The organism is uncultured Maribacter sp., assembly GCF_963975365.1.
Lineage (GTDB): Bacteria > Bacteroidota > Bacteroidia > Flavobacteriales > Flavobacteriaceae > Maribacter.
This window is the reverse complement of the sequence record NZ_CAXBGF010000001.1, coordinates 55,105-80,130: the sequence shown is the minus strand read 5'-3', so window position 1 is coordinate 80,130 and position 25,026 is coordinate 55,105. Positions and strand designations below refer to the sequence as shown.

The 25,026-nt window shown below is 35.3% G+C and carries 21 protein-coding genes; 20 read left to right on the top strand and 1 reads right to left on the bottom strand.

All coding sequences use genetic code 11. From position 1 onward, the window contains the following. Position 1: 1 nt before the first annotated feature. The 14 genes from AACZ49_RS00350 to AACZ49_RS00285 all read left to right on the top strand — a co-directional run bounded on the left by AACZ49_RS00350 (position 2) and on the right by AACZ49_RS00285 (position 15,913). Positions 2 to 1,048, top strand: a complete 1,047-nt coding sequence (locus AACZ49_RS00350; RefSeq protein ID WP_339650453.1) for a VWA domain-containing protein — start codon at positions 2 to 4, stop codon at positions 1,046 to 1,048. Further along, a complete protein-coding gene (locus AACZ49_RS00345) occupies positions 1,029 to 1,889 on the top strand; it encodes a tetratricopeptide repeat protein (protein WP_339650451.1) in 861 nt (286 codons plus the stop codon). The genes AACZ49_RS00350 and AACZ49_RS00345 overlap by 20 nt, the downstream gene beginning before the upstream one ends. Positions 1,890 to 1,948: 59 nt before the next feature. Then, entirely contained in the window at positions 1,949 to 3,673 is a 1,725-nt protein-coding gene (locus AACZ49_RS00340) for a BatD family protein (RefSeq protein ID WP_339651428.1), read from the top strand. A gap of 2 nt (positions 3,674 to 3,675) precedes the next feature. After that, positions 3,676 to 4,437, top strand: a complete 762-nt coding sequence (locus AACZ49_RS00335) for a tetratricopeptide repeat protein (RefSeq protein ID WP_339650450.1) — start codon at positions 3,676 to 3,678, stop codon at positions 4,435 to 4,437. A 57-nt stretch (positions 4,438 to 4,494) separates the two neighbouring features. Then, entirely contained in the window at positions 4,495 to 4,791 is a 297-nt protein-coding gene (locus tag AACZ49_RS00330) for a hypothetical protein (RefSeq protein ID WP_339650449.1), read from the top strand. Between the two features lie 70 nt (positions 4,792 to 4,861). Further along, positions 4,862 to 6,454, top strand: a complete 1,593-nt coding sequence (locus tag AACZ49_RS00325) for a SulP family inorganic anion transporter (protein ID WP_339650448.1) — start codon at positions 4,862 to 4,864, stop codon at positions 6,452 to 6,454. Positions 6,455 to 6,527: 73 nt separating this feature from the next. Further along, a complete protein-coding gene (locus tag AACZ49_RS00320) occupies positions 6,528 to 7,154 on the top strand; it encodes a carbonic anhydrase family protein (protein ID WP_339650447.1) in 627 nt (208 codons plus the stop codon). 80 nt (positions 7,155 to 7,234) lie between these two features. Continuing rightward, the gene (locus AACZ49_RS00315) at positions 7,235 to 7,861 is read left to right on the top strand and encodes a carbonic anhydrase (RefSeq protein ID WP_339650445.1); all 627 of its coding nucleotides are present in this window, start codon (positions 7,235 to 7,237) and stop codon (positions 7,859 to 7,861) included. Between the two features lie 133 nt (positions 7,862 to 7,994). Further along, positions 7,995 to 9,014: a phenylalanine--tRNA ligase subunit alpha gene (gene pheS, locus AACZ49_RS00310; RefSeq protein ID WP_339650443.1), complete on the top strand. Its 1,020-nt coding sequence runs from the start codon at positions 7,995 to 7,997 to the stop codon at positions 9,012 to 9,014. A gap of 9 nt (positions 9,015 to 9,023) precedes the next feature. Further along, positions 9,024 to 9,419 (top strand): hypothetical protein, encoded by a 396-nt coding sequence (locus AACZ49_RS00305; RefSeq protein WP_339650441.1) that lies wholly within the window; start codon positions 9,024 to 9,026, stop codon positions 9,417 to 9,419. 241 nt (positions 9,420 to 9,660) lie between these two features. Beyond that, entirely contained in the window at positions 9,661 to 10,143 is a 483-nt protein-coding gene (locus AACZ49_RS00300) for a transcriptional regulator (RefSeq protein ID WP_339650439.1), read from the top strand. Between the two features lie 89 nt (positions 10,144 to 10,232). After that, on the top strand, positions 10,233 to 11,318 hold the full coding sequence (locus AACZ49_RS00295) for an efflux RND transporter periplasmic adaptor subunit (protein WP_339650438.1): 1,086 nt from the start codon (positions 10,233 to 10,235) through the stop codon (positions 11,316 to 11,318). 37 nt (positions 11,319 to 11,355) lie between these two features. Further along, on the top strand, positions 11,356 to 14,502 hold the full coding sequence (locus AACZ49_RS00290; protein WP_339650436.1) for an efflux RND transporter permease subunit: 3,147 nt from the start codon (positions 11,356 to 11,358) through the stop codon (positions 14,500 to 14,502). Between the two features lie 7 nt (positions 14,503 to 14,509). Next, positions 14,510 to 15,913 carry a TolC family protein gene (locus AACZ49_RS00285; protein ID WP_339650435.1) on the top strand — a complete coding sequence of 468 codons (1,404 nt, stop codon included), beginning with the start codon at positions 14,510 to 14,512 and terminating at the stop codon, positions 15,911 to 15,913. 170 nt (positions 15,914 to 16,083) lie between these two features. On the opposite strand, the gene AACZ49_RS00280 is transcribed toward AACZ49_RS00285, so the two are convergent. Then, complete coding sequence (locus AACZ49_RS00280) at positions 16,084 to 16,551, bottom strand: CYTH domain-containing protein (RefSeq protein ID WP_339651426.1); 468 nt, start codon at positions 16,549 to 16,551, stop codon at positions 16,084 to 16,086. Between the two features lie 52 nt (positions 16,552 to 16,603). Between AACZ49_RS00280 and dinB the strand changes: the two genes are divergently transcribed. From dinB to AACZ49_RS00250, 6 genes are all read left to right on the top strand, one after another. Next, entirely contained in the window at positions 16,604 to 17,707 is a 1,104-nt protein-coding gene (dinB, locus tag AACZ49_RS00275) for a DNA polymerase IV (protein ID WP_339650434.1), read from the top strand. Positions 17,708 to 17,816: 109 nt separating this feature from the next. Further along, complete coding sequence (locus AACZ49_RS00270; protein WP_339650433.1) at positions 17,817 to 18,230, top strand: hypothetical protein; 414 nt, start codon at positions 17,817 to 17,819, stop codon at positions 18,228 to 18,230. A 135-nt stretch (positions 18,231 to 18,365) separates the two neighbouring features. Beyond that, the gene (locus AACZ49_RS00265) at positions 18,366 to 19,451 is read left to right on the top strand and encodes an efflux RND transporter periplasmic adaptor subunit (RefSeq protein WP_339650432.1); all 1,086 of its coding nucleotides are present in this window, start codon (positions 18,366 to 18,368) and stop codon (positions 19,449 to 19,451) included. A gap of 22 nt (positions 19,452 to 19,473) precedes the next feature. Continuing rightward, the gene (locus tag AACZ49_RS00260; RefSeq protein WP_339650430.1) at positions 19,474 to 22,716 is read left to right on the top strand and encodes an efflux RND transporter permease subunit; all 3,243 of its coding nucleotides are present in this window, start codon (positions 19,474 to 19,476) and stop codon (positions 22,714 to 22,716) included. Beyond that, positions 22,709 to 24,160 (top strand): TolC family protein, encoded by a 1,452-nt coding sequence (locus AACZ49_RS00255; RefSeq protein WP_339650428.1) that lies wholly within the window; start codon positions 22,709 to 22,711, stop codon positions 24,158 to 24,160. Before AACZ49_RS00260 ends, AACZ49_RS00255 begins: the two co-directional genes overlap by 8 nt. Before the next feature lie 300 nt (positions 24,161 to 24,460). Beyond that, the gene (locus AACZ49_RS00250) at positions 24,461 to 24,985 is read left to right on the top strand and encodes a PAS domain-containing protein (protein WP_339650426.1); all 525 of its coding nucleotides are present in this window, start codon (positions 24,461 to 24,463) and stop codon (positions 24,983 to 24,985) included. Positions 24,986 to 25,026 lie beyond the last annotated feature (41 nt).

Sequence of the window (25,026 nt, the reverse complement as noted above, 5' to 3'; positions counted from 1 at the left end):
TATGGTACAGTTAGACGAAAAAATATATTTCTACTTGCTCATTATCATACCGGTGATAGTGGCACTGTTTCTGTTGGTTTTAGTGTGGAAGAAGAAAACAAGAAAGAAATTTGCGAACACCGAGCTATTAAAAAGATTGACGCCTAATCGTTCTTCTAACAAGGCTGTAATAAAGCTTATGGTATTAATTCTTGGATTGGCATCTTTAATTGTTGGTCTAGTGAACCCTAAGATTGGCACAAAATTAGAAACCGTAAAAAGAGAAGGGGTAGATATTGTTTTTGCTGTGGATGTTTCTAAAAGTATGCTTGCTGAAGATATTGCACCAAATAGAATTGAAAAAGCAAAAAGATTAGTTTCAGAAATTATAAATCAATTGGCCAGCGACCGTATTGGCATAATAGCTTACGCAGGTCAGTCTTATCCTCAATTACCCATAACTACAGATTATAGTGCTGCAAAGATGTTCTTGCAGGGTATGAATACCGATATGCTTACGTCACAAGGTACGGCCATCGACCAAGCCATTGAACTTGCAACTACCTATTATGATGATGCCGAACAAACCAATCGGGTATTGTTCATTATTTCTGATGGCGAGGACCATTCCGAAGGTTCTACATTAGATGCGGTAGAAGATGCTATTGATGAAGGCATCACTATTTATACTATTGGAGTAGGGAAAGAAAAAGGCGCCCCTATACCAATTAAAAGAAACGGAATATTAGAAAGTCTAAAAAAAGACAGTGAAGGTGAAACCGTGATTACAAAACTAAATAAAGAGGTTCTTATCGATATTGCAAGCGAAGGCAATGGTGAGTATATTGATGGCTCAAATACAGATGAAGCTGTAGAATTTATTAAAAATGAATTGTTACAAATGGATAAAAAGGAATTTGAAGCCAAGCAGTTCGCAGAATATAAGGACCAGTTTCAATGGTTTATTGGAGCAGCATTGTTGCTTCTCTTTTTAGATATTTTTATATTGGACCGTAAGACCAAGTGGTTAAAGAAACTTAATTTGTTCAATGAGAAAAGACATGAATAAAATAGGCATAGTATTTTTATCAGCTTTTGTGTGCTTCTCTTCTTTTGCACAAGAAGCTGACGGGAAAGAAAAAGAAAAGGCATTAAGGTCTTCAACCAACCTAACCTGGGACGGCAATAAAGCATTGTCCGAAGATAATTTTATCGCTGCCGAAGTTGATTATAGAAAGGCAATATCAAAGAGTCCAGATAATAGCGTAGCCCCATATAATTTAGGAAATGCCTATTATTCCAATGAAACGTATAATGAAGCTTTTGGCAGATTTAAAGAGGCTGGAGAAGCATCAACATCAAAGGAGGGAAAGCACAAGGCTTATCATAATATGGGAAATGTATTTATGAAGCGCAAAGATTACGCTAAAGCAGTAGAAGCCTACAAAGAAGCTTTAAGAAATGACCCTTCAGATGAAGAAACAAGATACAACCTTGCCTTGGCAAAAGAACTTTTGAAAAAAGACGAAGAAGAGAAAAAACAAAATCAAGACGATAAGGATAAAGAGAACCAGGACGAAAATAAAGACCAGGATAAAAAAGACGAGGGAGACAACGAGGATAAGAAGGATAAAGGAGACGAAGGTGACAAGGGTGATGAAGGTGACAAGAACGAAGAGAAAAAAGACGAGAACAAGGAAGGTGAAGGCGATAATAAGGAAGATCAAAAGAAAAAGCCTGAGCAAGGCGACAATCAACAGGAACAACAGCAGCCTAGACCTAATCAACTTTCGAAACAACAGGTTGAAAACCTGTTAAGAGCTATGCAAAATGCAGAGAAAAAGGTTCAAGATAAAATTGATGCCAAGAAAGTAAAAGGTGCTAAAATTAAAAACGAAAAAGATTGGTAGACTTTAAGGCTATAACTAAACTTACGTTAGTACTAACGGTATTTCTATCATCATTTTTGATGATGGCACAAGGTAATGATGCCGTAACTTTTGAAATGAAACTGAGCAAACCTAAGCTTGGTTTAAATGAAAGACTTAGGGTAGACTTTGTAATGAACCGTGATGGCGACAATTTTAATCCACCAGATTTCTCAGGCTTTAAAGTAATTATGGGGCCATCACAGTCAATCAGCTCTTCATGGATCAATGGAGTAAGAAGTTATTCTAAATCTTACTCTTACACACTTTCACCAACCGCAAAAGGTAAATTCACCATTAAGCAGGCCACAATTGTCATTGGTGGCGAAACCTATAAATCGCTTGCAAGCGAAGTAGAGGTAACCTCAGCAGTGGATAAACCTAGTGATCAAATGACCGTAGATGATGTGGCTGATGAAAACTTACATTTAGTTGCAGAAATTTCTAAGACCGATCCATTTTTGAACGAAGCTATTACGGTCATCTATAAATTATATGTGAGTCCGAATATTAGCGTATCGAATTATCAACCTTTAGATAATCCTACCTATAATAATTTCTGGAGTCAAGACATTAAAGTTTCAGCTTTAAGTGCCCAAAATGGGACCTATAAGGGCAAGCCTTACAGATATGTAATTTTAAAACGTGTAGTACTCTATCCTCAAAAATCTGGAGAATTGGATATTGAACCTCTTTCGTTAGATGTTACCGTAGATGTGCCAACAGGAAGACGTGACTTTTTTGGACAAAGAATGTATGCCCAAACCAATAAAACGGTATCTGCTGGTAATAGAACTATTAACGTAAAGCCATTACCATTGGCTAACCAACCATCTAATTTCAATGGAGCAGTAGGCGATTTTGATTTTGCCGTTACAACTACTAAGAATAGTTTAAACGCAACCGAATCTTTACAAGCAACCGTTGAAGTAACCGGAAAAGGAAACCTTAAGCTATTTAAACTTCCTGAACTTGAACTACCAAGTGCGTTAGAAGTCTATGAGCCAGAATTTACCGAAGGAGTTAGAACTACATTGGCCGGTATGCAAGGCAAGGTTAGTAATCAATACACTATTGTACCCTCATTTAGGGGCAAATACCCAATTGCACCGTTAAGTTTTAGCTTTTTTAATCCAACAACCGAAAAATATACAACACTAACTTCAGATGAAATTGTTATTAACGTCTTAGAGGGTCCGTTAAGTGCAGATATCAATTCGTCAGTTTCCACAAATAGTTTAAAACAAACTGTTATTGCCAGTAAAAATCAGTTTAATTTCATAAAGCTGACCCCAAATCTAACGACTAAATCAATATCTTATTTTTTCGGCTCCACGTCATTCTATCTTTGGTTATTATGTCCACTTTTATTAATTCCATTGGCCATTGTATTTAGAAAGAAAAAAGATGCCCTTGCTAGCGATGTGGCTGGCAATAAAATAAGAAGAGCGAATAAATTAGCTAGAAAATACCTTTCTGCAGCTAAGAAAGAACTAGGCAATAAAGACTCTTTCTATGTTGCTTTAGAAAGAGCTCTACATAATTATCTGAAAGCAAAATTAAAGATCGAGACTTCTGATTTCAGTAAAGATAAAATTGTCGAATTATTACATAAAAAAGAAATAGAAAAAGGTACAATACAAGGCTTTATTGCATTATTAGAAAATTGTGAAGCGGCAAGATATAGTCCTTTTTCCGATGTGCAAATGCAGGCCGATTATGAAACGGCAAGCGAGGTAATTTCCCAAATGGATAAACAATTATAAGCATGTTCAAAAATCTAGCTATATTTTTTAGCCTCTTTACAGTTCTATTGTGCAATGGGCAGAATAATAAATTGTTCGACGAGGCTACAACTGCATATAATTCTGGCGAATATGAAAAAGCTATTGAATTATACACCGATATTCTAGATAATGGTGAGCACTCAACTGCAGTGTATTACAATTTGGGCAACTCATTTTATAAGCTTAACAAAATAGCTGAGAGCATTTATTATTACGAGAAGGCATTATTGTTATCACCTGATGATGAAGAAGTAAAAACCAATCTTAGCTATGCTCAGAATATGACACTCGATGCCATTGATACAATGCCTGAAACTGGATTGTCTAAACTATACAAAAGTATAACGGGTAAATTAACATTCGACCAATGGGCTTATATTGCTATTGCCTTCATGTTCCTATTTGTTCTTCTGTATATCCTTTTTTATTATGCTAACTTATCTATTGCTAAACGATGGTCATTCATTGGCAGTATACTTGCCTTATTCATATGTATCATTGCAATTGTTTTTGCATATATACAGCGAAGGGATTTTAAAGATTTACAACCTGCTATAATTTTTGCAGAAGAAAGCTCCATAAAATCAGAACCTAATGCTAGCAGTCAACAGATATTTGTGATACATGCCGGCACTAAAGTGAACGTTCTAGATCAATTAGATGAATGGAATAAAATAAAGCTGGCAGATGGTAAAACAGGATGGATTCAAAAAAATGAGTTGAAATTGTTAAAGGATTTTTAGAAATTTGTTAACAGTATTTAAACGTTAGAATATTATCTTCGTCAACGATTTTAGAACATGATATTTCTAGCACGCATTACTATTTTACTACTTTGGCTTTTTGCAGTTACTGCACCTAGCATAATAACATTATGCGATATTGAAAATCCTATAATCGTGACTAACCTCAATGAAGAGGAACAACAAGAGTCAAGCAAAAAATCAATGGGTGAGGAAAAATATGTTAAGGAAAATTTTCTTGACTTTGCCTTAATCCCAATAGTTAAAAAATTATCGGTGAATAACGTTCCCATTTTAGGGAGTTTCAATCTTTCATTCGAAATACTTTCCCCCCCTCCTGAACATTTAGCTTAGTAGTTTATTTATTTTTTTTAATTAACTAATCTGTCTTATAAATTTATATAAGACATTATTTATACATTATATGTTCAAACATTTAAAAAGTGATTTTCCAGCGAGTATTGTTGTATTTTTTGTAGCCCTACCCTTGTGTTTGGGAATTGCGCTTGCTAGTGGCGCCCCATTATTTTCAGGAGTAATTGCTGGTATTGTAGGTGGTATTGTTGTAGGTGCCTTAAGTGGATCCAAAATTGGTGTAAGTGGACCCGCTGCAGGTTTAGCTGCTATTGTTCTTGTTGCTATTGGATCTCTTGGTGGGTATGAAAATTTTTTGGTAGCAGTCGTTTTGGCGGGTATAATTCAAATTATTTTTGGTATTCTAAAAGCAGGTATTATAGGATATTATTTTCCATCTTCCGTTATCAAAGGAATGTTGACAGGTATTGGTATTATTATCATATTAAAACAAATTCCTCACTTTTTCGGATATGATTCTGATCCGGAAGGAGATTGGGCATTTTTTCAGGTAGATGGACAAAACACCTTCACTGAAATCTTAAATACCATAAATAATATTAGCCCGGGAGCTACATTAATAGCGATAATAGGTTTAGGAATTCTAATTTTATGGAGTAATGTACTTTCTAAAAAAGGGAAAATATTTCAATTGATTCAAGGTCCCGTTGTTGCGGTAGTTGTTGGTATTGTTTATTATATCATGACCAAAGATCATGAAGTACTATCCATATCTAAAGACCATATGGTTAGTGTACCGGTACCTGAAGGAATTTCTTCATTTCTCGCACAGTTCAGTTTTCCAAATTTCAGCGCCATCACCAACCCTCAAGTTTGGGTTACCGCCTTTACCATGGCATTGGTGGCCAGTCTCGAAACACTGCTTTGTGTTGAAGCTACCGATAAATTGGATCCACATAAAAATGTAACCCCCACCAATAGGGAATTATTAGCTCAAGGCACCGGTAATATTATTTCAGGTTTAATAGGTGGTTTACCAATTACCCAAGTTATAGTGCGTAGTTCTGCGAATATTCAATCTGGAGGTAGAAGTAAATTATCGGCCATTATTCACGGTTTTCTATTGCTTATTTCCGTAATCCTAATACCGACACTACTTAATATGATTCCACTATCTGTATTGGCGGCTATACTTTTTGTAGTTGGGTTCAAATTGGCAAAACCTTCCCTATTCAAAAAAATGTATCAATTAGGTTGGAAACAATTTCTACCGTTTATCGTAACCGTTCTTGGTTTGGTTTTTACCGATATGCTTATGGGTATTTTATTGGGCTTAGCCGTAGGCATTTTAGTTATAATGATTAAAAGTTATCAAAACTCGCACTTTCTACATATTGAAGATAAAAGTGATGGAAAGCACAGAATAAAAATGACCCTTGCAGAAGAGGTGACATTCTTTAACAAAGGGGCTATTTTGAAAGAACTGGATAGTTTACCCAGAGATACCTATTTGGAATTGAACTTACTAAATACACGCTATTTAGATTATGATATTATCGAAATTTTAGAAGACTTTTCGCTTAAAGCTAAGGAAAGAAATATTGATATAAAGCTAATTTCTAAACGAGGTGCAGTTGAAAACCCTTCTAGTTATATTGAATTTTTTGAAAAAAGACCCAAATCAGAAAAAAGCTTAAGTTGAAAATTGATGCCGATCAAAAGAAATAAAATTGGTCCTCTTATTCTAACAACAAAGCACTAAAAGTAAAAAAATTATGAAAGCACATACTAAAGAAACACAAGCTACGATGACCCCAGAAAAGTCATTGCAGTTTTTAAAGGAAGGAAATCAAAGGTTTCAAAATAATTTAAAAGCGAACCGTAATCTTTTAGAACAGGTAAATGATACGAGTGATGGGCAATTCCCATTTGCAACAATTTTAAGCTGTATCGATTCACGGGTTTCTGCAGAGTTGGTTTTTGATCAAGGTCTTGGCGATATTTTCAGTATAAGGATTGCAGGTAATTTCGTAAACGAAGATATCTTAGGAAGTATGGAGTTTGGCTGTAAACTAGCTGGAACAAAACTAGTAGTCGTATTAGGACACACCAGCTGTGGCGCTATAAAAGGTGCTTGTGACCATGCACGTTTAGGAAACCTAACTGCATTGATCAACAAAATAGAGCCTGCAGTAGCAGCTGTGAAAGAACCTAAGGATGAACGTTTAAGAAACTCTCAAAACCTAGAATTCGTGGATGCGGTATCTGCAAAAAATGTTGAGATTACCATAGAAAATATAAGGGAGCGTAGCCGAGTTTTAGCCGAAATGGAAGAAAAAGGTGAAGTGATGATTGTGGGCGCCATGTATGATATTTCAAACGGTGAAGTGACTTTCTATTAATTTGAACTCATAAATAGATTATTGACTATTAATAGTTTTATAAACTATCTTTCTACCCAATAAATACTTAATACAATGTTATGGATTTAACCCACGTATTTGAAAATAATAAAGTTTGGATCCAGAAAAAGCTTCATACGGAATCAAATTATTTTGAAGAACTGGGTAAAGGACAAAACCCAGAGCTATTATATATAGGATGTTCTGATAGTCGAGTAACCGCAGAAGAGCTTATGGGTCTTAAACCTGGTGAGGTTTTCGTTCATAGGAACATAGCGAATATGGTCATCAATATAGACCTAAATTCTATGTCTGTTGTGGAATATGCGGTAGAACATTTAAAAGTGAATCATATTGTGGTTTGTGGCCATTATGCCTGTGGTGGCGTAAAAGCCGCTATGCAATCTGCAGACCTTGGTCTTCTAAACCCTTGGTTACGTTGTATACGTGATGTCTACCGACTTCATAAAGAGGAGTTGAATGCAATTAAGGATGAAGAAACGAAATATGATCGGTTGGTAGAATTGAACGTTCAAGAACAATGTGTAAACTTGATAAAGACTGCTGTAGTACAAAAAGCCTATAGAGACCGTGAGCTAAAAGTTCATGGCTGGGTGTTTGACGTTCATACCGGCAAACTAGTCGATCTAAAAATAGACTTTGAGGGAATATTACATGATATCATGGAAATATACCATTTAGATTGATACATGTAGGTTATTTTGTTTCCTAAGTACTTACATTCCATTAAATATTATAAACCAAGCCCCTAATCAAACCCATAAAAAAACAGGACTTACTGTGGTAAATGTTATAAATTTGCTTTTTTAGTAGCATAACATGATTGATAAAATAAAGGAACGGATTTCTCAGGTGAATGCTTTTACAACTGATAATTTAGCAGATGTAGAATCGTTTAGAATTAAATATTTAGGTAAGAAAGGAATTTTAAACGACTTTTTTGCTGAATTCAAAAATGTTCCAAATGAACAGAAAAAAGAATTCGGTCAAACGATAAACGAATTAAAGCAGGCTGCAACCGAAAAAGTAGAAGCGTTAAAAGAAACATTAGAGAACAAAAACTCTGATGAAAAGGTGTTTGGTGATTTATCTCGACCAGGAAACCCAATTCAAATTGGCTCAAGACATCCTATTTCTATTGTAAAAAATCAGATAATCGATATTTTTTCAAGGATAGGGTTCAACGTATCAGAAGGTCCGGAAATTGAAGATGATTGGCATAATTTTACCGCATTAAATTTGCCAGAATATCATCCGGCACGTGATATGCAAGATACTTTCTTTGTTCAGACAGATCCAGATATTCTGTTACGTACGCATACCTCATCGGTTCAAGTACGATATATGGAAAACAACAAACCTCCTATTCGTACTATATCTCCAGGTAGAGTTTATAGAAATGAAGCAATTTCAGCAAGATCACATTGTTTCTTTCACCAAGTAGAAGGCTTGTATATTGATAAGGATGTTTCTTTTGCCGATTTAAAACAGACGCTACAATATTTCACTACCGAACTATTCGGAAAATCTAAAATTAGACTTAGACCATCTTATTTTCCGTTCACGGAACCCAGTGCAGAGGTTGATGTTTATTGGGGCTTAGAAACCGAGACCGATTATAAAATGACTAAAGGCACTGGTTGGTTAGAAATTATGGGGTGCGGTATGGTAGACCCTAATGTGCTTAAAAATTGTGGTATCGACCCAGAAATATATTCAGGCTTTGCATTTGGTATGGGCATTGACCGTATAGCCCTTTTGTTACATCAAATTTCAGATATACGATTATTGAGTGAAAATGATTTACGTTTTCTAGAACAATTTAGAAGCGCTCTGTAATAGAAAGTTGTGAAAAAAGATATTGAAATACCTGTTGTCAAGGATGTTTATGTAGCCATTATTCGTGAATGGAACGAAGAATTTTTGGACAAGGACTGGAATGCTTATATCATTAACAGCCGAGTTAACCCCATAGAATTGACAATGATTGTTTCAAAAGGATATGAAGGCGACCGCAAAACCTCTATTATGAGACATGCTATTGGTAAGGTAGAGGGTAAATCGTATAAGAAGATTGAGGTAGTGCAAGAGGATGTTCTTGCATTAAACAATGAATTTTACGTCACCTATTACGCAGACAACAAGTTATATGAAAAACGGTTTCTTTTCGAACAAAATAGTGTAAAAGAAAGTGATCTTGTTTCCATTCCTATTATGGATAAGGAAGGAATCTACGCTAAATAAACTGCACTTTAAATACATTTTTATTAGATTCTAAGTTTTCAAAGAACCCTCAATTGTAAAATCTCATTAAACACCAAGAACGTTTTATACTTGAAGAAATATGCCAATCGCTAATTTTAGCAACAAATCTTAGGCTCAAAAATATACTAACAAAATTTTAACGCTCTTAAAGAAAATTTAGGTTCTTTTAGTTTGTTTGCTTCCGAACTAATATTACCTTTACTACTTCATTCCTAAAATAATGAGTAAAGAAGAGATAAAAAACAAGTTAATAGAAGAACTTGGTGTTCATTTTGAAACTGAGTACGATATTCCACCATTGGCCGCTAGAATATTTGCAAACTTGGTACTGACAGATGAAGACGGACTAACTTTTGAAGATTGTCTTCTTAAAAGAGGTGCTAGTAAAAGTTCTATTTCGACTTCGTTAAACCTTTTATTACAAATGGATTTCGTAAAATATTTTACAAAATCTGGTGATCGTAAACGTTATTTTAAAATTGCTGAAAAAAATACTTTCTTTATTAAGAAGCTTGATCGATCATTAAAACAACTCGAAAGGGAAAGTAATATGCTACATAAGCTTACCGAGTATAATGAGCAATTTCGACCAGAAAAATATAAGGAAAACAAAAATAAAAAAACCGTATATACCAAATGTTTAAAAGAAATGACAGCAACCCTTAAAACAACCATTGCTGAATTAAAAAAACAAGAAGAATAATTTTTTTAACAAAAAAGTTCGTTTTATACCGAACATTCCGAAATAACAAGGCCCTGTCAATAAATTAAAACAAATAATATACGTCTAAAATGAAAAAATTATCAATTATAGGAATAATAAGTGCTTCCCTACTTTTAAGTTCCTGCTTTGAAACATCAGAAAAACCCGCGCAAGAAGTTGCTCTGCCACCTCCACCAAGTTTAAAAGTAGGTGAATTAAAAAAACAAGATCTCACTGTCTTTACTGAATTTTCAACTACACTAGAAGGCAAACAAAATGTAGAAATATGGCCAAAAGTATCTGGATTTGTACAAGAAGTATATGTAGAAGAAGGTCAAAAAATCGAAAAAGGTCAACTCCTATTCAAATTAGAAACTCAAACTTTAAATCAAGATGCTAATGCTGCAAAGGCATCAGTAAATATTGCAGAAGTTGAGGTGCGCAAACTTAAGCCGCTAGTTGAAAAAGGTATTATTAGTGACGTACAACTGGAGACTGCAAATGCTAAACTTGAGCAAGCTAAGGCAAGTTACCAGAGCGTTGCCTCGAATATTGCCTACGCTCGTATTACAAGTCCGGTTGATGGGTATATTGGTGAAATCCCTTTTAAAATAGGTGCTTTGGTGAGTTCTTCTATGGGCAAGCCATTAACTACAGTTTCTGATATAAGCGAGGTACGTGCCTACTTTTCTTTAAACGAAAAAGAGCTTTTAAAGTTAAAAGAGTCTATGCCTAAGGATGATAAAAACCATATGGATATTGAAAAGGCTCCAAAAGTTACGCTAGTTATGATTAATGGTGAAGAATATGCTGAGCCTGGTAAGATTGTAATGATAAATAACATCATAAACAGTACAACAGGCAGTGTTACTGTAAGAGCCGATTTTGACAATAAAAGCAATTTATTAAGTAGTGGTAGTACTGGAAAAATTAAAATTCCTACCATTTATGCAGGTGCATATGAAATTCCTCAAGTAGCCACAGTAGATCTTCAAGGAAAGAAATTAGTTTATGTTCTAAAAGATGACAACAGTGTGACCACTATGCCCATTAAAATAGTCGCGAATACGCAAAAAGGCTATATCGTTGAAAAAGGAATTAGTGATGGAACCACTATTGTTCTTGAGGGTGTAACTAAAATTAAAGACGGAATGATCATTAGTCCGGTCAAATAAGAATACGAAATTCATCCTAATAGATAAATAGAGAATAATGTTTCAAAAATTTATAGATCGTCCCGTACTTTCTACGGTGATATCAATTATCATCGTTATTCTAGGTATTTTAGGTTTAACGACACTACCTATTGAACAATACCCTGAAATTGCACCTCCTACAGTACAGGTAACGGCTACATACACAGGAGCAAATGCAGAGACCGTACTTAATAGTGTTGTTACTCCACTTGAAGAACAGATTAATGGTGTTGAAGGCATGCTATACATGACTTCTAACGCGAGTAACGACGGTGCCGCTACCATAAACGTATTTTTTGAACTAGGTACAAACCCAGATATTGCGGCCGTAAACGTGCAAAACAGAGTGGCTCGTGCTAATAGTATTTTACCCCAAGCTGTAGTACAAACTGGCGTAACCACCCAGAAATCGCAAACTAGTGCACTTATGTTCTTTTCATTGTTTTCTGACAATGAAAATTACGACGCCACCTTTGTTGAAAACTACGCAAGAATCAACTTAGTACCTAAATTGCAACGTATAAAAGGGGTTGGCAACGTTACAGTTTTTGGTGCCAAGGATTACTCTATGAGAATATGGTTGAACCCAGATAAAATGGCATCTTATAACCTCATGCCATCAGATATTCAAAATGCACTTAGAGAACAAAACCTAGAGGCGGCTACCGGTAAAATCGGTGAAAATGCAGATGGTGTCTATGAATACGTGTTAAAATATAAGGGACGTCTTTCAGAAGAAAAAGAATACGAGGGTATTATCATTAGAGCTCAAGAAAATGGCCAGTTTTTACGGCTTAAAGATGTTGCGGAAGTTGAATTGGGTGCCTTTAATTACGGTACTAAAAACGAAGGTATGGGTAAACCCGGTACCGCTGTTGGTATATTTCAAACTTCGGGTTCTAATGCCAATGATATAATAAATTCCATTCAAACCATCTTAAAAGATAGCAAACAAGATTTTCCAAAAGGAATGGATTATGTGATTCCTTATAACACTAAAGATTTTTTGGATGCTTCTATCGGTCATGTTGTTCAAACCCTTATTGAAGCATTCCTATTGGTATTCATTGTGGTTTTCTTATTTCTACAAGATTTTAGATCCACTTTAATTCCAGCCATTGCAGTACCTGTTGCGATTATAGGCACATTCTTCTTTCTCTCCTTATTTGGTTACTCCATTAACATGTTAACACTTTTCGCTATGATACTGGCTATCGGTATTGTGGTTGATGATGCCATTGTAGTAGTAGAAGCGGTTCATGCTAAGATGGAAGAAGGTGCAACGAATGCAAAAACTGCTACCAAATCGGCAATGTCTGAGATTTCTGGAGCCATCATATCGATTACCTTGGTAATGTCAGCAGTGTTTATCCCAGTTTCATTTATTAGTGGTTCTTCAGGAGTTTTCTACCAACAATTTGGTATCACTCTAGCAATTGCTATTCTTATTTCGGCAGTAAACGCATTGACCTTGAGTCCTGCTTTGGCAGCACTTTTCTTAAAGCCACACAATTCATCCGAAGTAGATAAAAAAAGCCTTACAAAACGATTCTTTTCTGCTTTCAACATTGGTTTTAATGCTATTACCAACAAATATGTTGGGTCCCTAAAATTCATTACAAAAAGAAAATGGATTACCATAGTATCACTAATAATTATAACTGGAATTACCGTTTTACTATTTAAGACAACACCTGCTGGCTTTATCCCTAATGAGGATAGGGGTCTTGTTTTTGCCGATATTAGTTTACCACCAGGTACGACGTTAGAACAAACGCAACTAACAGTAAAGAAAATTGATTCTATATATGACTCAATGGATATTATAGAAGCTAGAATGAATATTACAGGTTTTAGTTTATTAAATAGGGTAAATGGTGGTTCTTATGCCTTCTCTGTACTTAAACTTAAAAACTGGAACGAAAGAACAGATCCATCACAATCTGTAGATGCAGTAGTGGGTAGTCTTTTCGGTAAAACTGCAGGTTTAAAAGATGCAAAAGCGTTCTTCTTTACTCCACCTAGTATTCAAGGTTTTGGTAACTCTACAGGTTTTGAAATGAACCTACAGAGTAAAGACGCTGATGATTGGCAAACTGTGGGCAAAACCACAAATGAATTATTGGCTGCATTAAATGCCAGACCTGAGGTACAATACGCCATAACTCAATTCAACCCAAACTTCCCACAATATGAAGTTCAGGTAGATGTTGAAAAAACTAAAACTGCTGGCTTAGCGGTTACAGATGTTTTCAGCGCAATGCAAGGGTACTATGGAGGATTGTATACTACCGACTTTAACAAATTTGGAAAGCAATATCGCGTTATGATTCAGTCAAAACCTAAAGATAGGGCGAATGAACAATCGCTTAATCATATTTTTGTGACTAACGGAAATGGTGAATCGGTTGCTGTGTCACAGTTTGTTTCATTAAAGAAGATCTATGGACCAGAAATCGTTAGTAGATTCAACCTTTTAAGTTCAGTCAAAATTAACGGTGCCATGAACCCTGGTTACTCTACCGGTGATGCCATAAAAGCAATTGAAGAAGTTACCGCTCAGGTTTTACCTACTAATTACACTTACGAATATTCGGGGCTTACTAAAGAAGAAAACAGTGCAGGTAGCCAGACTATCATCATATTTATACTGAGTTTGGTATTTGTATACTTCTTATTAAGTGCCCAGTACGAGTCGTATATTTTACCTTTTGCCATAATTCTTTCATTACCCATAGGTATTTTGGGTGCTATAGCATTCATAAACTTGGCAGGACTTGAAAACAACATATACTTTCAGATTGCTTTAATCATGTTAATTGGTCTACTTTCTAAGAATGCTATTCTTATTGTGGAGTTTGCCCTTCAACGTAGAAAGCATGGTATGTCTATACTAGATTCGGCCTTAGATGGCGCAAAGGCCCGTCTTCGACCTATTTTGATGACTTCATTTGCTTTTATTTTTGGTTTAATGCCATTAGCATTATCGACAGGTATTGGTGCTATAGGCAATAGGTCTATTGGTATGAGCGCCGTTGGTGGTATGCTAATAGGTACCATATTCGGGGTATTTGTAATTCCCGTATTATATATCTTTTTCCAAACTTTACAAGAGCGCATTACTGGTGCCCCACAAGAAACTATTGAAGAATCAAAGAATTAGAAAAATCATGAACAAATTCATAACTAATAAACTTTTATTGGTAGCCGTACTTCCGCTTTTGCTGTCATCTTGTTTTACAGCAAAAACCTATAAGCGACCAGTGGTTGACATTGAAAGTCTTTATAGAACAGATAATTTGCCACAAGACAGTATATCATTTGCAACAGTCTCTTACAAAGACCTTTTTACTGATTCACATTTAAAAACGCATATACAAAGGGGACTTGACAACAACCTAGATATTCGTATCGCTTTACAAAATATTGCAGCTGCTAAGGCATATGTTAAACAGGGTAAGGCAGGGTATTTACCTACCATAAATGGAACTTCTACCGCAACAAGAACGGCAAGAACTAGTGAAAATGGGCAATTTGGAAGTTTCTTTACACGGCCTTTTAATCAATATGAAACTTCAGGTAATGTTTCTTGGGAAGCAGATATTTGGGGCAAAATTAGAAGCACTGAACGAGCAAGTGATGCAAATTACCTACAAACTGTAGCAGCTCACAAAGCAGTAAAAACAAGGCTAGTGGCACAAATTGCCATTACCTATTACCAAATATTAGCTTTAGACAAACAGATTTCGATAACAGAGGAAACAATAGAAAACCGTTCTAAAAGTGTAGAGACTATTACTGCTCTTAAAGAAGCTGGGCAAGCCAACCAGGTTGCTGTAGACCAAACTGCCGCACAGCTCTATAGCGCGCAAGGTCTATTATTAGACCTTAAAAACTCCCTTTATAAAACAGAGAACACCTTTAGTCTTTTATTGGGTGAACAACCGAAATCGTATACTCGTAATCTATTAAATGAACAGTCATTAGCAAATGAAATGAAACTTGGCGTGCCGGCCCTTTTACTTCGAAATAGACCAGATATTATGCAAGCAGAATATAGCTTAGTCAATAGTTTTGAAATGACAAATGTTGCTAGAAGTAACTTTTACCCATCTATTAAACTTTCAGCACAAGGCGGACTTCAAAGTTTGGAGCTTGATAACTGGTTAGATTCGAGCTCTATTTTCGCCAATCTTGTTGGCGGACTTACGCAACCAATTTTAAATGGAAGAAAAATAAGAACTGCCTATGAAGTAGCTAAAGCACAACAAGAGCAATCTTTATTAAGTTTTAAAAAAGCACTTTTAACTGCTGGAAAAGAAGTATCCGAAGCTTTATATGATTACAACAACTCGGTTGAGAAAGAAGTTTTTATAGCTAAACAAGTGGCAGCATTAAAAAGAGCGGAAAGTAATTCTGAAGAATTATTGAATAACGGGTACCTAACGTATTTAGACCTTTTAACTGCCAGAGAAAATTCTTTAAACGCAGAACTTAACTTAATTAATAATAAATTCACCCAATTGTCTGCTACGGTAGAACTATACCGTTCTCTTGGGGGTGGATGGCAATAGAAATTAGTAAACGATACATGCAAGGAAAAGACTGAATTTACAAAGGGTGAGACTAAAAGAACTAAAAAAATAAGACTTCCCCTTTTTAGTGAATGGGCAGCAAACTACCAATAATTTAGGATTATGTATACTTTGAAAACGTGACAATTAAACCCTTAAAAAATAAATATCTACCATGCCTTAAAAGGCTTTTTACTTAATTGAGAATTATAATATTTAACATCACCTGTAACTTCCTCACCTAACCAATCAGGTTTTTGAAACCTTTCATTTTCAGAATTCAATTCTATTTCAGCGACAGTTAATCCTTCATTATCACCATAGAATTCATCAACTTCATACACATGATTTCCTGATACAATTTCATATCTACATTTCTCTAAAATTCCTTTTTCACATAACGCCAGCAAATTATCGGCGTCTTCAACAGAAATCTCTTTTTCCCATTCAAATCTAGACGTACCCGCCTCATTAGATTTGCCTTTTACGGTAATAAATCCTAAATCCCCTTTTATTCGTATTCTAACCGTTCTGTTGGCATCGGTATTTAAAAACCCTTGAACTATTCGTGTTTTAGACCTTGCCAAAGATTTATAAATATCTGATTTTACTAAAAATTTACGCTCAATTTCCATCATATCATTAGTTACATCTACTATCCTTAAACTAAGATAAGTCTTAAATTTGCTTATGCCCAATGAAATGCCTTTGCGGAAAATTATTCACGTCGACATGGATGCATTTTATGCATCGGTTGAAGAACTGGATAATCCTGATTTAAAAGGGAAGCCACTGGCTGTAGGCGGTAGCGAAAAGAGAGGTGTTGTTTCTGCTGCAAATTACGAAGCCCGTAAATTCGGTGTGCGAAGTGCCATGAGCGGTTATTTGGCTAAAAAAAACTGTCCGCATATTACATTTGTAAAACCAAGATTTGAGCGGTATAAGGAGATCTCCAAAAAAATTAGGTCCATCTTTTTCGAGTATACTGATTTAGTAGAGCCTTTATCCCTAGATGAAGCTTACCTAGATGTTACGATTAATAAAAAAGGGAATCCTTCGGCTACTTTATTAGCTACTGAAATTCGACAACGCATTCTGGAAGAAACAGGATTAAATGCATCCGCAGGAATATCTATAAATAAATTCATTGCTAAAGTAGCTAGTGATATTAATAAGCCGAACGGACAAAAAACAGTTAACCCTGAAGAAGTAATTTCATTTTTAGAAGCTCTTGATATTCGTAAATTTTATGGCGTAGGTAAAGTTACTGCAGAAAAAATGTATCAATCTGGCATTTTTACGGGTAGCGACCTAAAGACTAAACCCATTGCATTCTTGGTAGAAAAATTTGGAAAAAGTGGTAGCTACTATTATAATGTGGTTAGAGGAATTCATACGAGTGAAGTTAAACCCCATCGTATTCCGAAATCTGTAGGTGCTGAACGTACGTTCAATGAAAACTTAAGCAGTGAAATTTTCATGTTAGAGCGTTTAGAGCATATTGCAGAAGAGCTTGAAAAAAGACTTAAAAAAGGTACTATTGCTGGTAAAACTATTACACTTAAAATAAAATATAGTGATTTCACACTAAACACTAGAAGCAAAACAATACCCTATTTTATTGCTGATAAAACGCTAATATTAGAAACTGCAAAAGAATTATTATATCAAGAAGAGTTGCAAAACTCAGTTCGCCTCTTGGGTATTTCACTTACCAACTTAAATACTGATAATAAGGCTATTAAAAAGATTGATAATAAAGCAATATTGGTGCAATTAAAGTTCGATTTCTGAGTATTCAACCCTCAATTGAGCACTTTTATCTAAAAATTACAAATATTAACAAAAATTAACTGCTTTTACTTGTACAGACCATTTCACTAGAATAATTTTGACCTCTTAAATGAAAAAGAGTTTTTTTAAGTTTCTTCTTTCTATTTGTATACTTATATCTAGTGTATACAGCCCTCTATTTGCTAACATCAATTCAGGGGAATTTTCATTACACCTTACTGAACACCAGTTCCCTATAGTTATTGGCTCACCAACCAGCCAAAATACGGCAACCATAGCTGGCGCTATAGACCACTCTAATAAAGTTTTAGAGCTAGAAGCTGCTAAAATCGAAGAAGAAGAAAGTGAATCTTCTTCTTTTAAAAAAGGAGAAGAAGTAACCTACGCTTCAGCATCATTTTATCTTTTATCTCTACTGTTCCTATTTACTTACTTTGAAAGTAGAAATAGCTTTGAAACACTATCAAGCCACTTCTTTTATGTAAATAAGCGCTTCGTCTTATTTCAAGTATTTCGATTATAATTTAATTGGGCAATTAACTTTTGCCCTAAACTACTTCATTTGGGTTAGTTAGATAAGTATTTCTAATACCCAACAATTCATGCGTTTTCGCATTTCTATAAACTAAAAGTAACAATCAATTTTAATTTAAAAATTATGACCAAGAGAACTCTCCTGTTCGCCTCAGTGTGTGCCTTGTTTTTGTATACAAGCTGCGAATCAAAAAAAGAGAAAAAGGAAGAACATGCCAAATTCCTAGTTACAAGCCCTTTTAAAAAGGATACATCAATAACCAAAGATTACGTAAGCCAAATACACTCTATTCGGCATATTGAAGTAAGGGCTCTTGAAAGGGGCTATTTAAAACAAATTCATGTTGATGAAGGCCAATTCGTTAAAAAGGGCCAGCAGATGTTCAACATTATGCCCAACATTTACGAGGCAGATTTACAAAAAGCAAGAGCAGAAGCGAAAGTTGCAGAAATTGAGCTACAAAATACTCAGTTATTATTAGATGGTAATGTTGTATCAAAAAATGAGTTGGCCATGGCCAAAGCAAGTTTTGACAAAGCGAATGCAGAGGTTGCCTTAGCACAAACCCATTTAGGGTTTACAAATATTCGTGCGCCATTTGATGGTATTATGGACCACTTACATGTACGAGAAGGAAGTCTATTAGATGAGGGCGAATTATTGACCACCTTATCCGATAACTCTAAAATGTGGGTTTATTTCAATGTGCCAGAAGCTGAGTACTTAGATTATATCATCAGTACTGACAAAGACACCAAAAAAGAGGTTGGGCTTTTAATGGCCAACAATAAGCCATTTAATCAAATAGGTATCGTTGAAACTATAGAAGGTGAATTCGATAATACAACAGGCAACATCGCATTTAGGGCAACTTTTCCAAATCCTGACAAAATACTAAGACACGGTGAAACTGGCAGTATTCTTATGACGGTTCCTTTAAAAGACGCATTGATTATTCCTCAAAAGGCAACTTTCGAGATTTTAGATAAAAAATTCGTATTTGTTGTTGACAAAGACAATGTAGTAAAACAACGTGAAATCTTCATTGGAGCAGAAATGCCCAACTTATTCGTTGTAATCAAAGGCCTAACTGAAAAGGATAGAATTATTCTTGACGGTATACGTATGGTTAAAGATAATCAAAAGATAGAATCTGAATTTGTATCACCTAAGAAAGTGCTGTCAAGTTTAGACCTATACACAGAATAACAATATCCAAATACATTAAGATATGTTCAAAAGATTTATACATAGACCAGTATTGGCTATTGTTATTTCGGTAATTATAGTTTTTACAGGGTTATTGGCAATTAAACAATTACCAATATCCCAGTTTCCTGAAATTGCCCCTACAACGGTGAATATTTTCATCGCTTATCCAGGCGCAAGTGCAGACGTGCTTATAAATTCAACCATTATTCCCTTAGAAACCGCTATTAACGGTGTACAAGGAATGCGATATGTTGCTTCAGATGCTACAAGTGCTGGAGAAGGAACATTACGTATCATTTTTGAGCCTGGCACAGATCCTGACCAGGCAGTTGTAAGGGTAAAAACTAGAGTAGACCAAGTAATGCCCAACTTACCAGAATTGGTACAGATGGAAGGTGTTGTAATTACTCCTGTACAACCTAGTATGTTAATGTACGTAAACCTGTATAGTAATAATGAAGACGATAATGAGCTTTTTCTATATAACTATGCGTATACTAAAATCGTTCCTGAGATTCAACGAATTGATGGTATTGCAAGTGCCCAGATATTAGGAAGCCGAAAATATGCCATGCGTGTTTGGCTAAAACCTGACCGTATGCGCGCCTATAATGTTTCTGCCGAAGAAGTGATGGAGGCTATGCAAGAACAAAGCATAATCGCAAGACCAGGAAGATTAGGTGGTAGTTCTGGTAAAAAGTCTCAATCATTAGAATATGTACTTACCTATGAAGGCAGATATAATGAGCCTGAACAGTATGAAAACATTATCGTTAGAGCAAACGATGAAGGTGAAATTCTAAAATTGAAGGATGTAGCCGAGGTTGAATTGGGTAGTGAATTTTTTGATATTTACTCTAATTTAGATGGGCATCCTTCCGCTTCTATGATTCTAAAACAGACTGTAGGTAGTAATGGCAAGGATGTTATCGATGCCGTAAAAGTTAAATTAGAAGAATTAAAAGTAGACCTCCCTCCTGGATTAGAATATCAAGTAAGTTATGATGTGTCGAACTTTTTAGATGCCTCTATCGAAAAGGTTTTGCATACACTTAGAGATGCTTTTATTCTTGTGGCAATAGTTGTATTTCTCTTTTTAGGAGATTGGCGCTCTACGCTAATACCTATTATAGCGGTACCTGTTTCTTTAATCGGATCGTTCTTTGTAATGCAGATGTTCGGGTTATCAATTAACCTAATTACCCTATTCGCATTGGTATTGGCTATTGGTATTGTTGTAGATAACGCAATTGTCGTCGTGGAGGCCGTGCACGTAAAAATGGAAGAAGAAAACCTATCTCCATACAAAGCCTCTTCTGAAGTTTTGGGTGAAATTGGTGGTGCCATCGTCGCGATAACCTTGGTAATGGTTTCGGTATTTATTCCCATTTCATTTATGTCTGGCCCTGTTGGGGTTTTCTATAGGCAGTTTTCAATAACTATGGCAGGATCAATCATAATCTCAGCTATCGTTGCCTTGACTCTTACCCCTGTTCTTTGTGCTATGATGTTGAAAAACAATCATGGTAAGCCAAAACGTAAATCTCCCATCGATAAATTCATTGACTGGTTTAACAAAGGATTTGAGCGCCTTACAGGAAGTTATGTAAAGCTTTTAAATAAAATAGTAGCGAGAAGAGTGGTAACCTTTGGACTTCTAATCGCTTTCTGCTTAGCTATATTCTTTACCAATGAATCACTTCCTGCTGGATTTATACCCAACGAAGATCAAGGTATGATTTATGCGATTATTCAAACACCCCCAGGTGCAACGCTAGAACGTACCAATGATGTTGCAAGAAAATTGCAGAAAATTTGCGAAGAAATGGAAGGTGTGGAATCAGTTTCCTCATTGGCCGGTTATGAAATCATGACAGAAGGAAGGGGCTCTAACGCTGGTACTTGTTTAATAAACCTTAAACCATGGGGCGAACGTGAACTCTCTGTACACGAAATTATGGAAGAGCTTGAAGAGGAAACGAAGGATTTAGGGGCTGTAATCGAATATTTTGAACCTCCCGCAGTACCTGGTTTTGGTTCTTCTGGCGGATTTTCTATGCGTCTACTAGATAAAACTGAGAACACCGACTATCATGTATTCGAAAAAATCAATAACGATTTCATGAAAGCTCTAGGCGAGCGCGAAGAATTAACAGGTTTATTTACTTTTTACTCTGCTAATTATCCTCAATACGAATTGAAAATAAATAATAAGATTGCCATGCAAAAAGGTGTTAGCATCGGTAAGGCAATGGAAAACCTAAATATTTTAATAGGTAGTACCTACGAACAAGGTTTTATTCGTTTTGGTAGATTCTTTAAAGTGTATACGCAGGCTGCACCTGAATACAGAGCATTGCCTTCAGATTTAGAAAAGTTGTTCGTAAAGAATGAAGAAGGTGAAATGGTGCCTTATTCAGCATTCATGTCTATGGAGAAGAAACTGGGACCAAATGAAATCACTAGGTACAACCTTTATAATTCTGCTGCTATTAATGGATTACCAGCTACTGGTTTTACAACTGGTGATGCCATTAACGCTATTAAAGAAGTAGCCAAAGAAACCTTACCTAGAGGTTATGATATTGCATGGGAAGGTTTATCGTATGACGAGGCCAACAGAGGTAGCGAATCATTATACATTTTTATCGTGGTATTGATATTCGTTTATTTCGTGCTTGCCGCCCAATACGAAAGCTTTCTACTACCATTCGCTGTAATACTTTCTTTACCAGCAGGTATATTTGGTTCATTCTTACTATTAAAAATGACGGGATTGGCAAACGACGTTTATGCCCAAATTGGTGTAATTATGCTCGTAGGTCTTTTAGGTAAAAATGCGGTTTTAATTGTAGAGTTTGCGGTTCAAAAACAAAGACAAGGTGCAACTGTTTTAGAAGCTGCAATAGAAGGGTCTAGAGCAAGGTTCAGGCCAATTTTAATGACATCGTTTGCATTTATTGCAGGATTAATTCCTTTAATAGTTGCATCAGGTGCCGGTGCCATAGGTAACCGAACTATTGGTGGTTCTGCTCTTGGCGGTATGCTTATCGGTACAATTTTCGGGGTTATAGTAATTCCTGGACTCTACTATGTATTTGCAAAACTTGCCGAAGGACGTAGTCTTATTAAAGATGAATCATTCGAGCCTATTTCTGAAGAATTCATGAGAGCTAGTGAAGGAGATAGCAAGACCAAACAAGCGATCAAAGAATTAAAGTCAATGATTAAAAAACTAACCAAAAGAGAAAACAATGATTAATAGTATAAAATTCTTTATGAAGCGTAGTAAACTGCTTTTGGTGCTAATACAAAGCGTTAGTGTTTTTTACTCTTGTGTTCCTACAAAAGAACTTAAACAAGAAAATAAAAACCTACCGTCGCAGTATGCGCAACAATCGACTAATACGACTAACAGTGCAATCATTCAGTGGAAAGATTTTTTCAAGGATGATAATTTAGTACAGCTTATTGATACAGCATTGGTTAATAACCAAGAGTTGAACATCATGTTGAAACAAATTGATGTAGCTCAGAATGAAGTTAAAGCTAGAAAAGGAGAATACTTACCTTTTATTACTTATGGCGCAGGAGCCGAGGTTGAAAAAGTTGGTGAGTACACCCGTAATGGCGCTGTTGAAAAAAATCTGGAAATAAAGGAAGGGGAAGAATTTCCTGAGCCACTAACAGATTACTTTGCAGGAATTTTTGCCTCATGGGAGCTTGATATCTGGAAAAAACTGCGTAATTCTAAAAAAGCAGCCGTTCTAGAATACCTTTCAAGTATTGAGGGTAAGAATTTTATGGTAACTAGAATAATTGCTGAAATTGCAGATTCTTATTATGAGCTTTTAGCCCTAGATAATCAGTTAGCCTTCATTGAGCAAAACCTTGAATTACAAGGAAATGCCCTTAAAATGGTTCGGTTGCAAAAAGAAGCTGCACGTGCTACCGAACTTGCTGTAAAAAGGTTCGAAGCAGAGGTGTTGAAAAACCAAAGCCATAAGTTTGAGGTACAACAAGAAATTGTTGAAATGGAAAACAAACTCAATTTTTTAATTGGGCGTCAACCTCAACATATTGCTCGTAATTCAGCAGGTTTTATTGAAACTCAGATGGACACCATTTACTCGGGAGTACCTTCACAGTTACTGCAAAATAGACCTGATATTAGACAAGCGGAATATGAATTGGAAGCAGCCAAGCTTAATATCAAAGTCGCTAGAGCAAATTTTTATCCTAGTATAGGCATAAAAGCTGGCATTGGATTACAGGCTTTCAATCCGAAGTATTTAACGGCTGCTCCTGAATCGCTTATATACAGTGCTATTGGTGATATCGTGGGGACTCTAATCAACAGAAATGCAATAAAAGCAAACTATAATACTGCTAATGCAAAACAAGCACAAGCTGTTTTTGAATTTGAAAAAGCGATTTTGAAAGGCTATATTGAAGTTGTGAACCAGCTTTCTAAAATGGAAAACCTTAAAAAGAGTTATGATTTAAAGGAAAACCAAGTGCAGGCATTGACAGAATCTATTGATTTGTCTACTCGATTATTTCAATCTGCAAGAATTGAATATATTGAAGTGTTGTTAACGCAACGTGAAGCATTAGAATCAAAAATGGAACTGGTGGAAACTAAAAAAGACCAATTAATGGCAAGGATAGATGTTTACCAAGCTTTAGGTGGTGGATGGAATTGAAAAACCTTTACCAACTTTTTAATTAAGACACAAACCCTATAAGAGAAATTCTATTAGGGTTTATTTATAAAAAAATTATAACCTAAATAAACCAATTTAACTTAAGTAAGTCCCATAAATTAAACTATTTTCATTGAATTTATGTTCAACTTTTTAATTGTAATTTGTATTATTAGGGACGTTATATTAAACATTTGTGTTAATCATCTCTTAACATTATTGTTGCTTTGTACGTTTTTATAGCTTTGTAACAAATTGCTGTGAAAAAGAAAATTTATTTATTACTCTAAGCTAAATTGCATGATAGATTTAAAAGATTACGACAACGCCGTAGTCAAGTTTAGAAAAAGCTTAAATTATTTTGTTTTGCCTGTCCTTTCATGGGATTTTTACGCTGAAAATGTTGCAAGTATCTATAAATCTGAAGAGGACATGAGCTCTCTTATGAGTTTAGGATCATCAAATTCTTGGAATATAGATACTGAGGTATTAGATGAGAAATTGAAGGTCAATAAAAACGTAGTGGTGGTAACCGATACTAATTTAAATATTGTTTTTGCTACTAAAAATATTTGGGCGATGAATCAATATCACCCAAATGAAATTTTAGGTAAAAAACCTAAAATATTTCAAGGTAGCAAAACTTCAAAATCTACTCTTAAAATAGTCTCTGAAGCGGTTAAGGCAAATAAGCCTTTTGAAGTTACCTTGGTTAATTATCGTAAAGATGGTTCTACCTATAATTGTTGGATACAAGGTCACCCAATTTTTGACCAAAAAGGAAAGGTGGTTAATTTCATTGCCTTTGAGAAGGAAGTTGCTTAAAGAAATTACAAGTCAAATAAAAAAAGGAATCACTTTTCAGT

What these genes read in the sequence shown, in the direction of transcription:
- AACZ49_RS00350 (WP_339650453.1), top strand. Translation starts at nt 2, where the DNA reads ATGGTACAGTTAGACGAAAAAATATATTTCTACTTGCTCATTATCATA.
- AACZ49_RS00280 (WP_339651426.1), bottom strand. Translation starts at nt 16,551, where the DNA reads ATGATGGAAATTGAGCGTAAATTTTTAGTAAAATCAGATATTTATAAA.
- AACZ49_RS00330 (WP_339650449.1), top strand. Translation starts at nt 4,495, where the DNA reads ATGATATTTCTAGCACGCATTACTATTTTACTACTTTGGCTTTTTGCA.
- AACZ49_RS00270 (WP_339650433.1), top strand. Translation starts at nt 17,817, where the DNA reads ATGAAAAAGAGTTTTTTTAAGTTTCTTCTTTCTATTTGTATACTTATA.
- AACZ49_RS00285 (WP_339650435.1), top strand. Translation starts at nt 14,510, where the DNA reads ATGAACAAATTCATAACTAATAAACTTTTATTGGTAGCCGTACTTCCG.
- dinB (WP_339650434.1), top strand. Translation starts at nt 16,604, where the DNA reads ATGCCCAATGAAATGCCTTTGCGGAAAATTATTCACGTCGACATGGAT.
- AACZ49_RS00295 (WP_339650438.1), top strand. Translation starts at nt 10,233, where the DNA reads ATGAAAAAATTATCAATTATAGGAATAATAAGTGCTTCCCTACTTTTA.
- AACZ49_RS00315 (WP_339650445.1), top strand. Translation starts at nt 7,235, where the DNA reads ATGGATTTAACCCACGTATTTGAAAATAATAAAGTTTGGATCCAGAAA.
- AACZ49_RS00250 (WP_339650426.1), top strand. Translation starts at nt 24,461, where the DNA reads ATGATAGATTTAAAAGATTACGACAACGCCGTAGTCAAGTTTAGAAAA.
- AACZ49_RS00335 (WP_339650450.1), top strand. Translation starts at nt 3,676, where the DNA reads ATGTTCAAAAATCTAGCTATATTTTTTAGCCTCTTTACAGTTCTATTG.
- AACZ49_RS00260 (WP_339650430.1), top strand. Translation starts at nt 19,474, where the DNA reads ATGTTCAAAAGATTTATACATAGACCAGTATTGGCTATTGTTATTTCG.
- AACZ49_RS00320 (WP_339650447.1), top strand. Translation starts at nt 6,528, where the DNA reads ATGAAAGCACATACTAAAGAAACACAAGCTACGATGACCCCAGAAAAG.
- AACZ49_RS00345 (WP_339650451.1), top strand. Translation starts at nt 1,029, where the DNA reads ATGAGAAAAGACATGAATAAAATAGGCATAGTATTTTTATCAGCTTTT.
- AACZ49_RS00340 (WP_339651428.1), top strand. Translation starts at nt 1,949, where the DNA reads ATGATGGCACAAGGTAATGATGCCGTAACTTTTGAAATGAAACTGAGC.
- AACZ49_RS00265 (WP_339650432.1), top strand. Translation starts at nt 18,366, where the DNA reads ATGACCAAGAGAACTCTCCTGTTCGCCTCAGTGTGTGCCTTGTTTTTG.
- AACZ49_RS00325 (WP_339650448.1), top strand. Translation starts at nt 4,862, where the DNA reads ATGTTCAAACATTTAAAAAGTGATTTTCCAGCGAGTATTGTTGTATTT.
- AACZ49_RS00300 (WP_339650439.1), top strand. Translation starts at nt 9,661, where the DNA reads ATGAGTAAAGAAGAGATAAAAAACAAGTTAATAGAAGAACTTGGTGTT.
- AACZ49_RS00255 (WP_339650428.1), top strand. Translation starts at nt 22,709, where the DNA reads ATGATTAATAGTATAAAATTCTTTATGAAGCGTAGTAAACTGCTTTTG.
- pheS (WP_339650443.1), top strand. Translation starts at nt 7,995, where the DNA reads ATGATTGATAAAATAAAGGAACGGATTTCTCAGGTGAATGCTTTTACA.
- AACZ49_RS00290 (WP_339650436.1), top strand. Translation starts at nt 11,356, where the DNA reads ATGTTTCAAAAATTTATAGATCGTCCCGTACTTTCTACGGTGATATCA.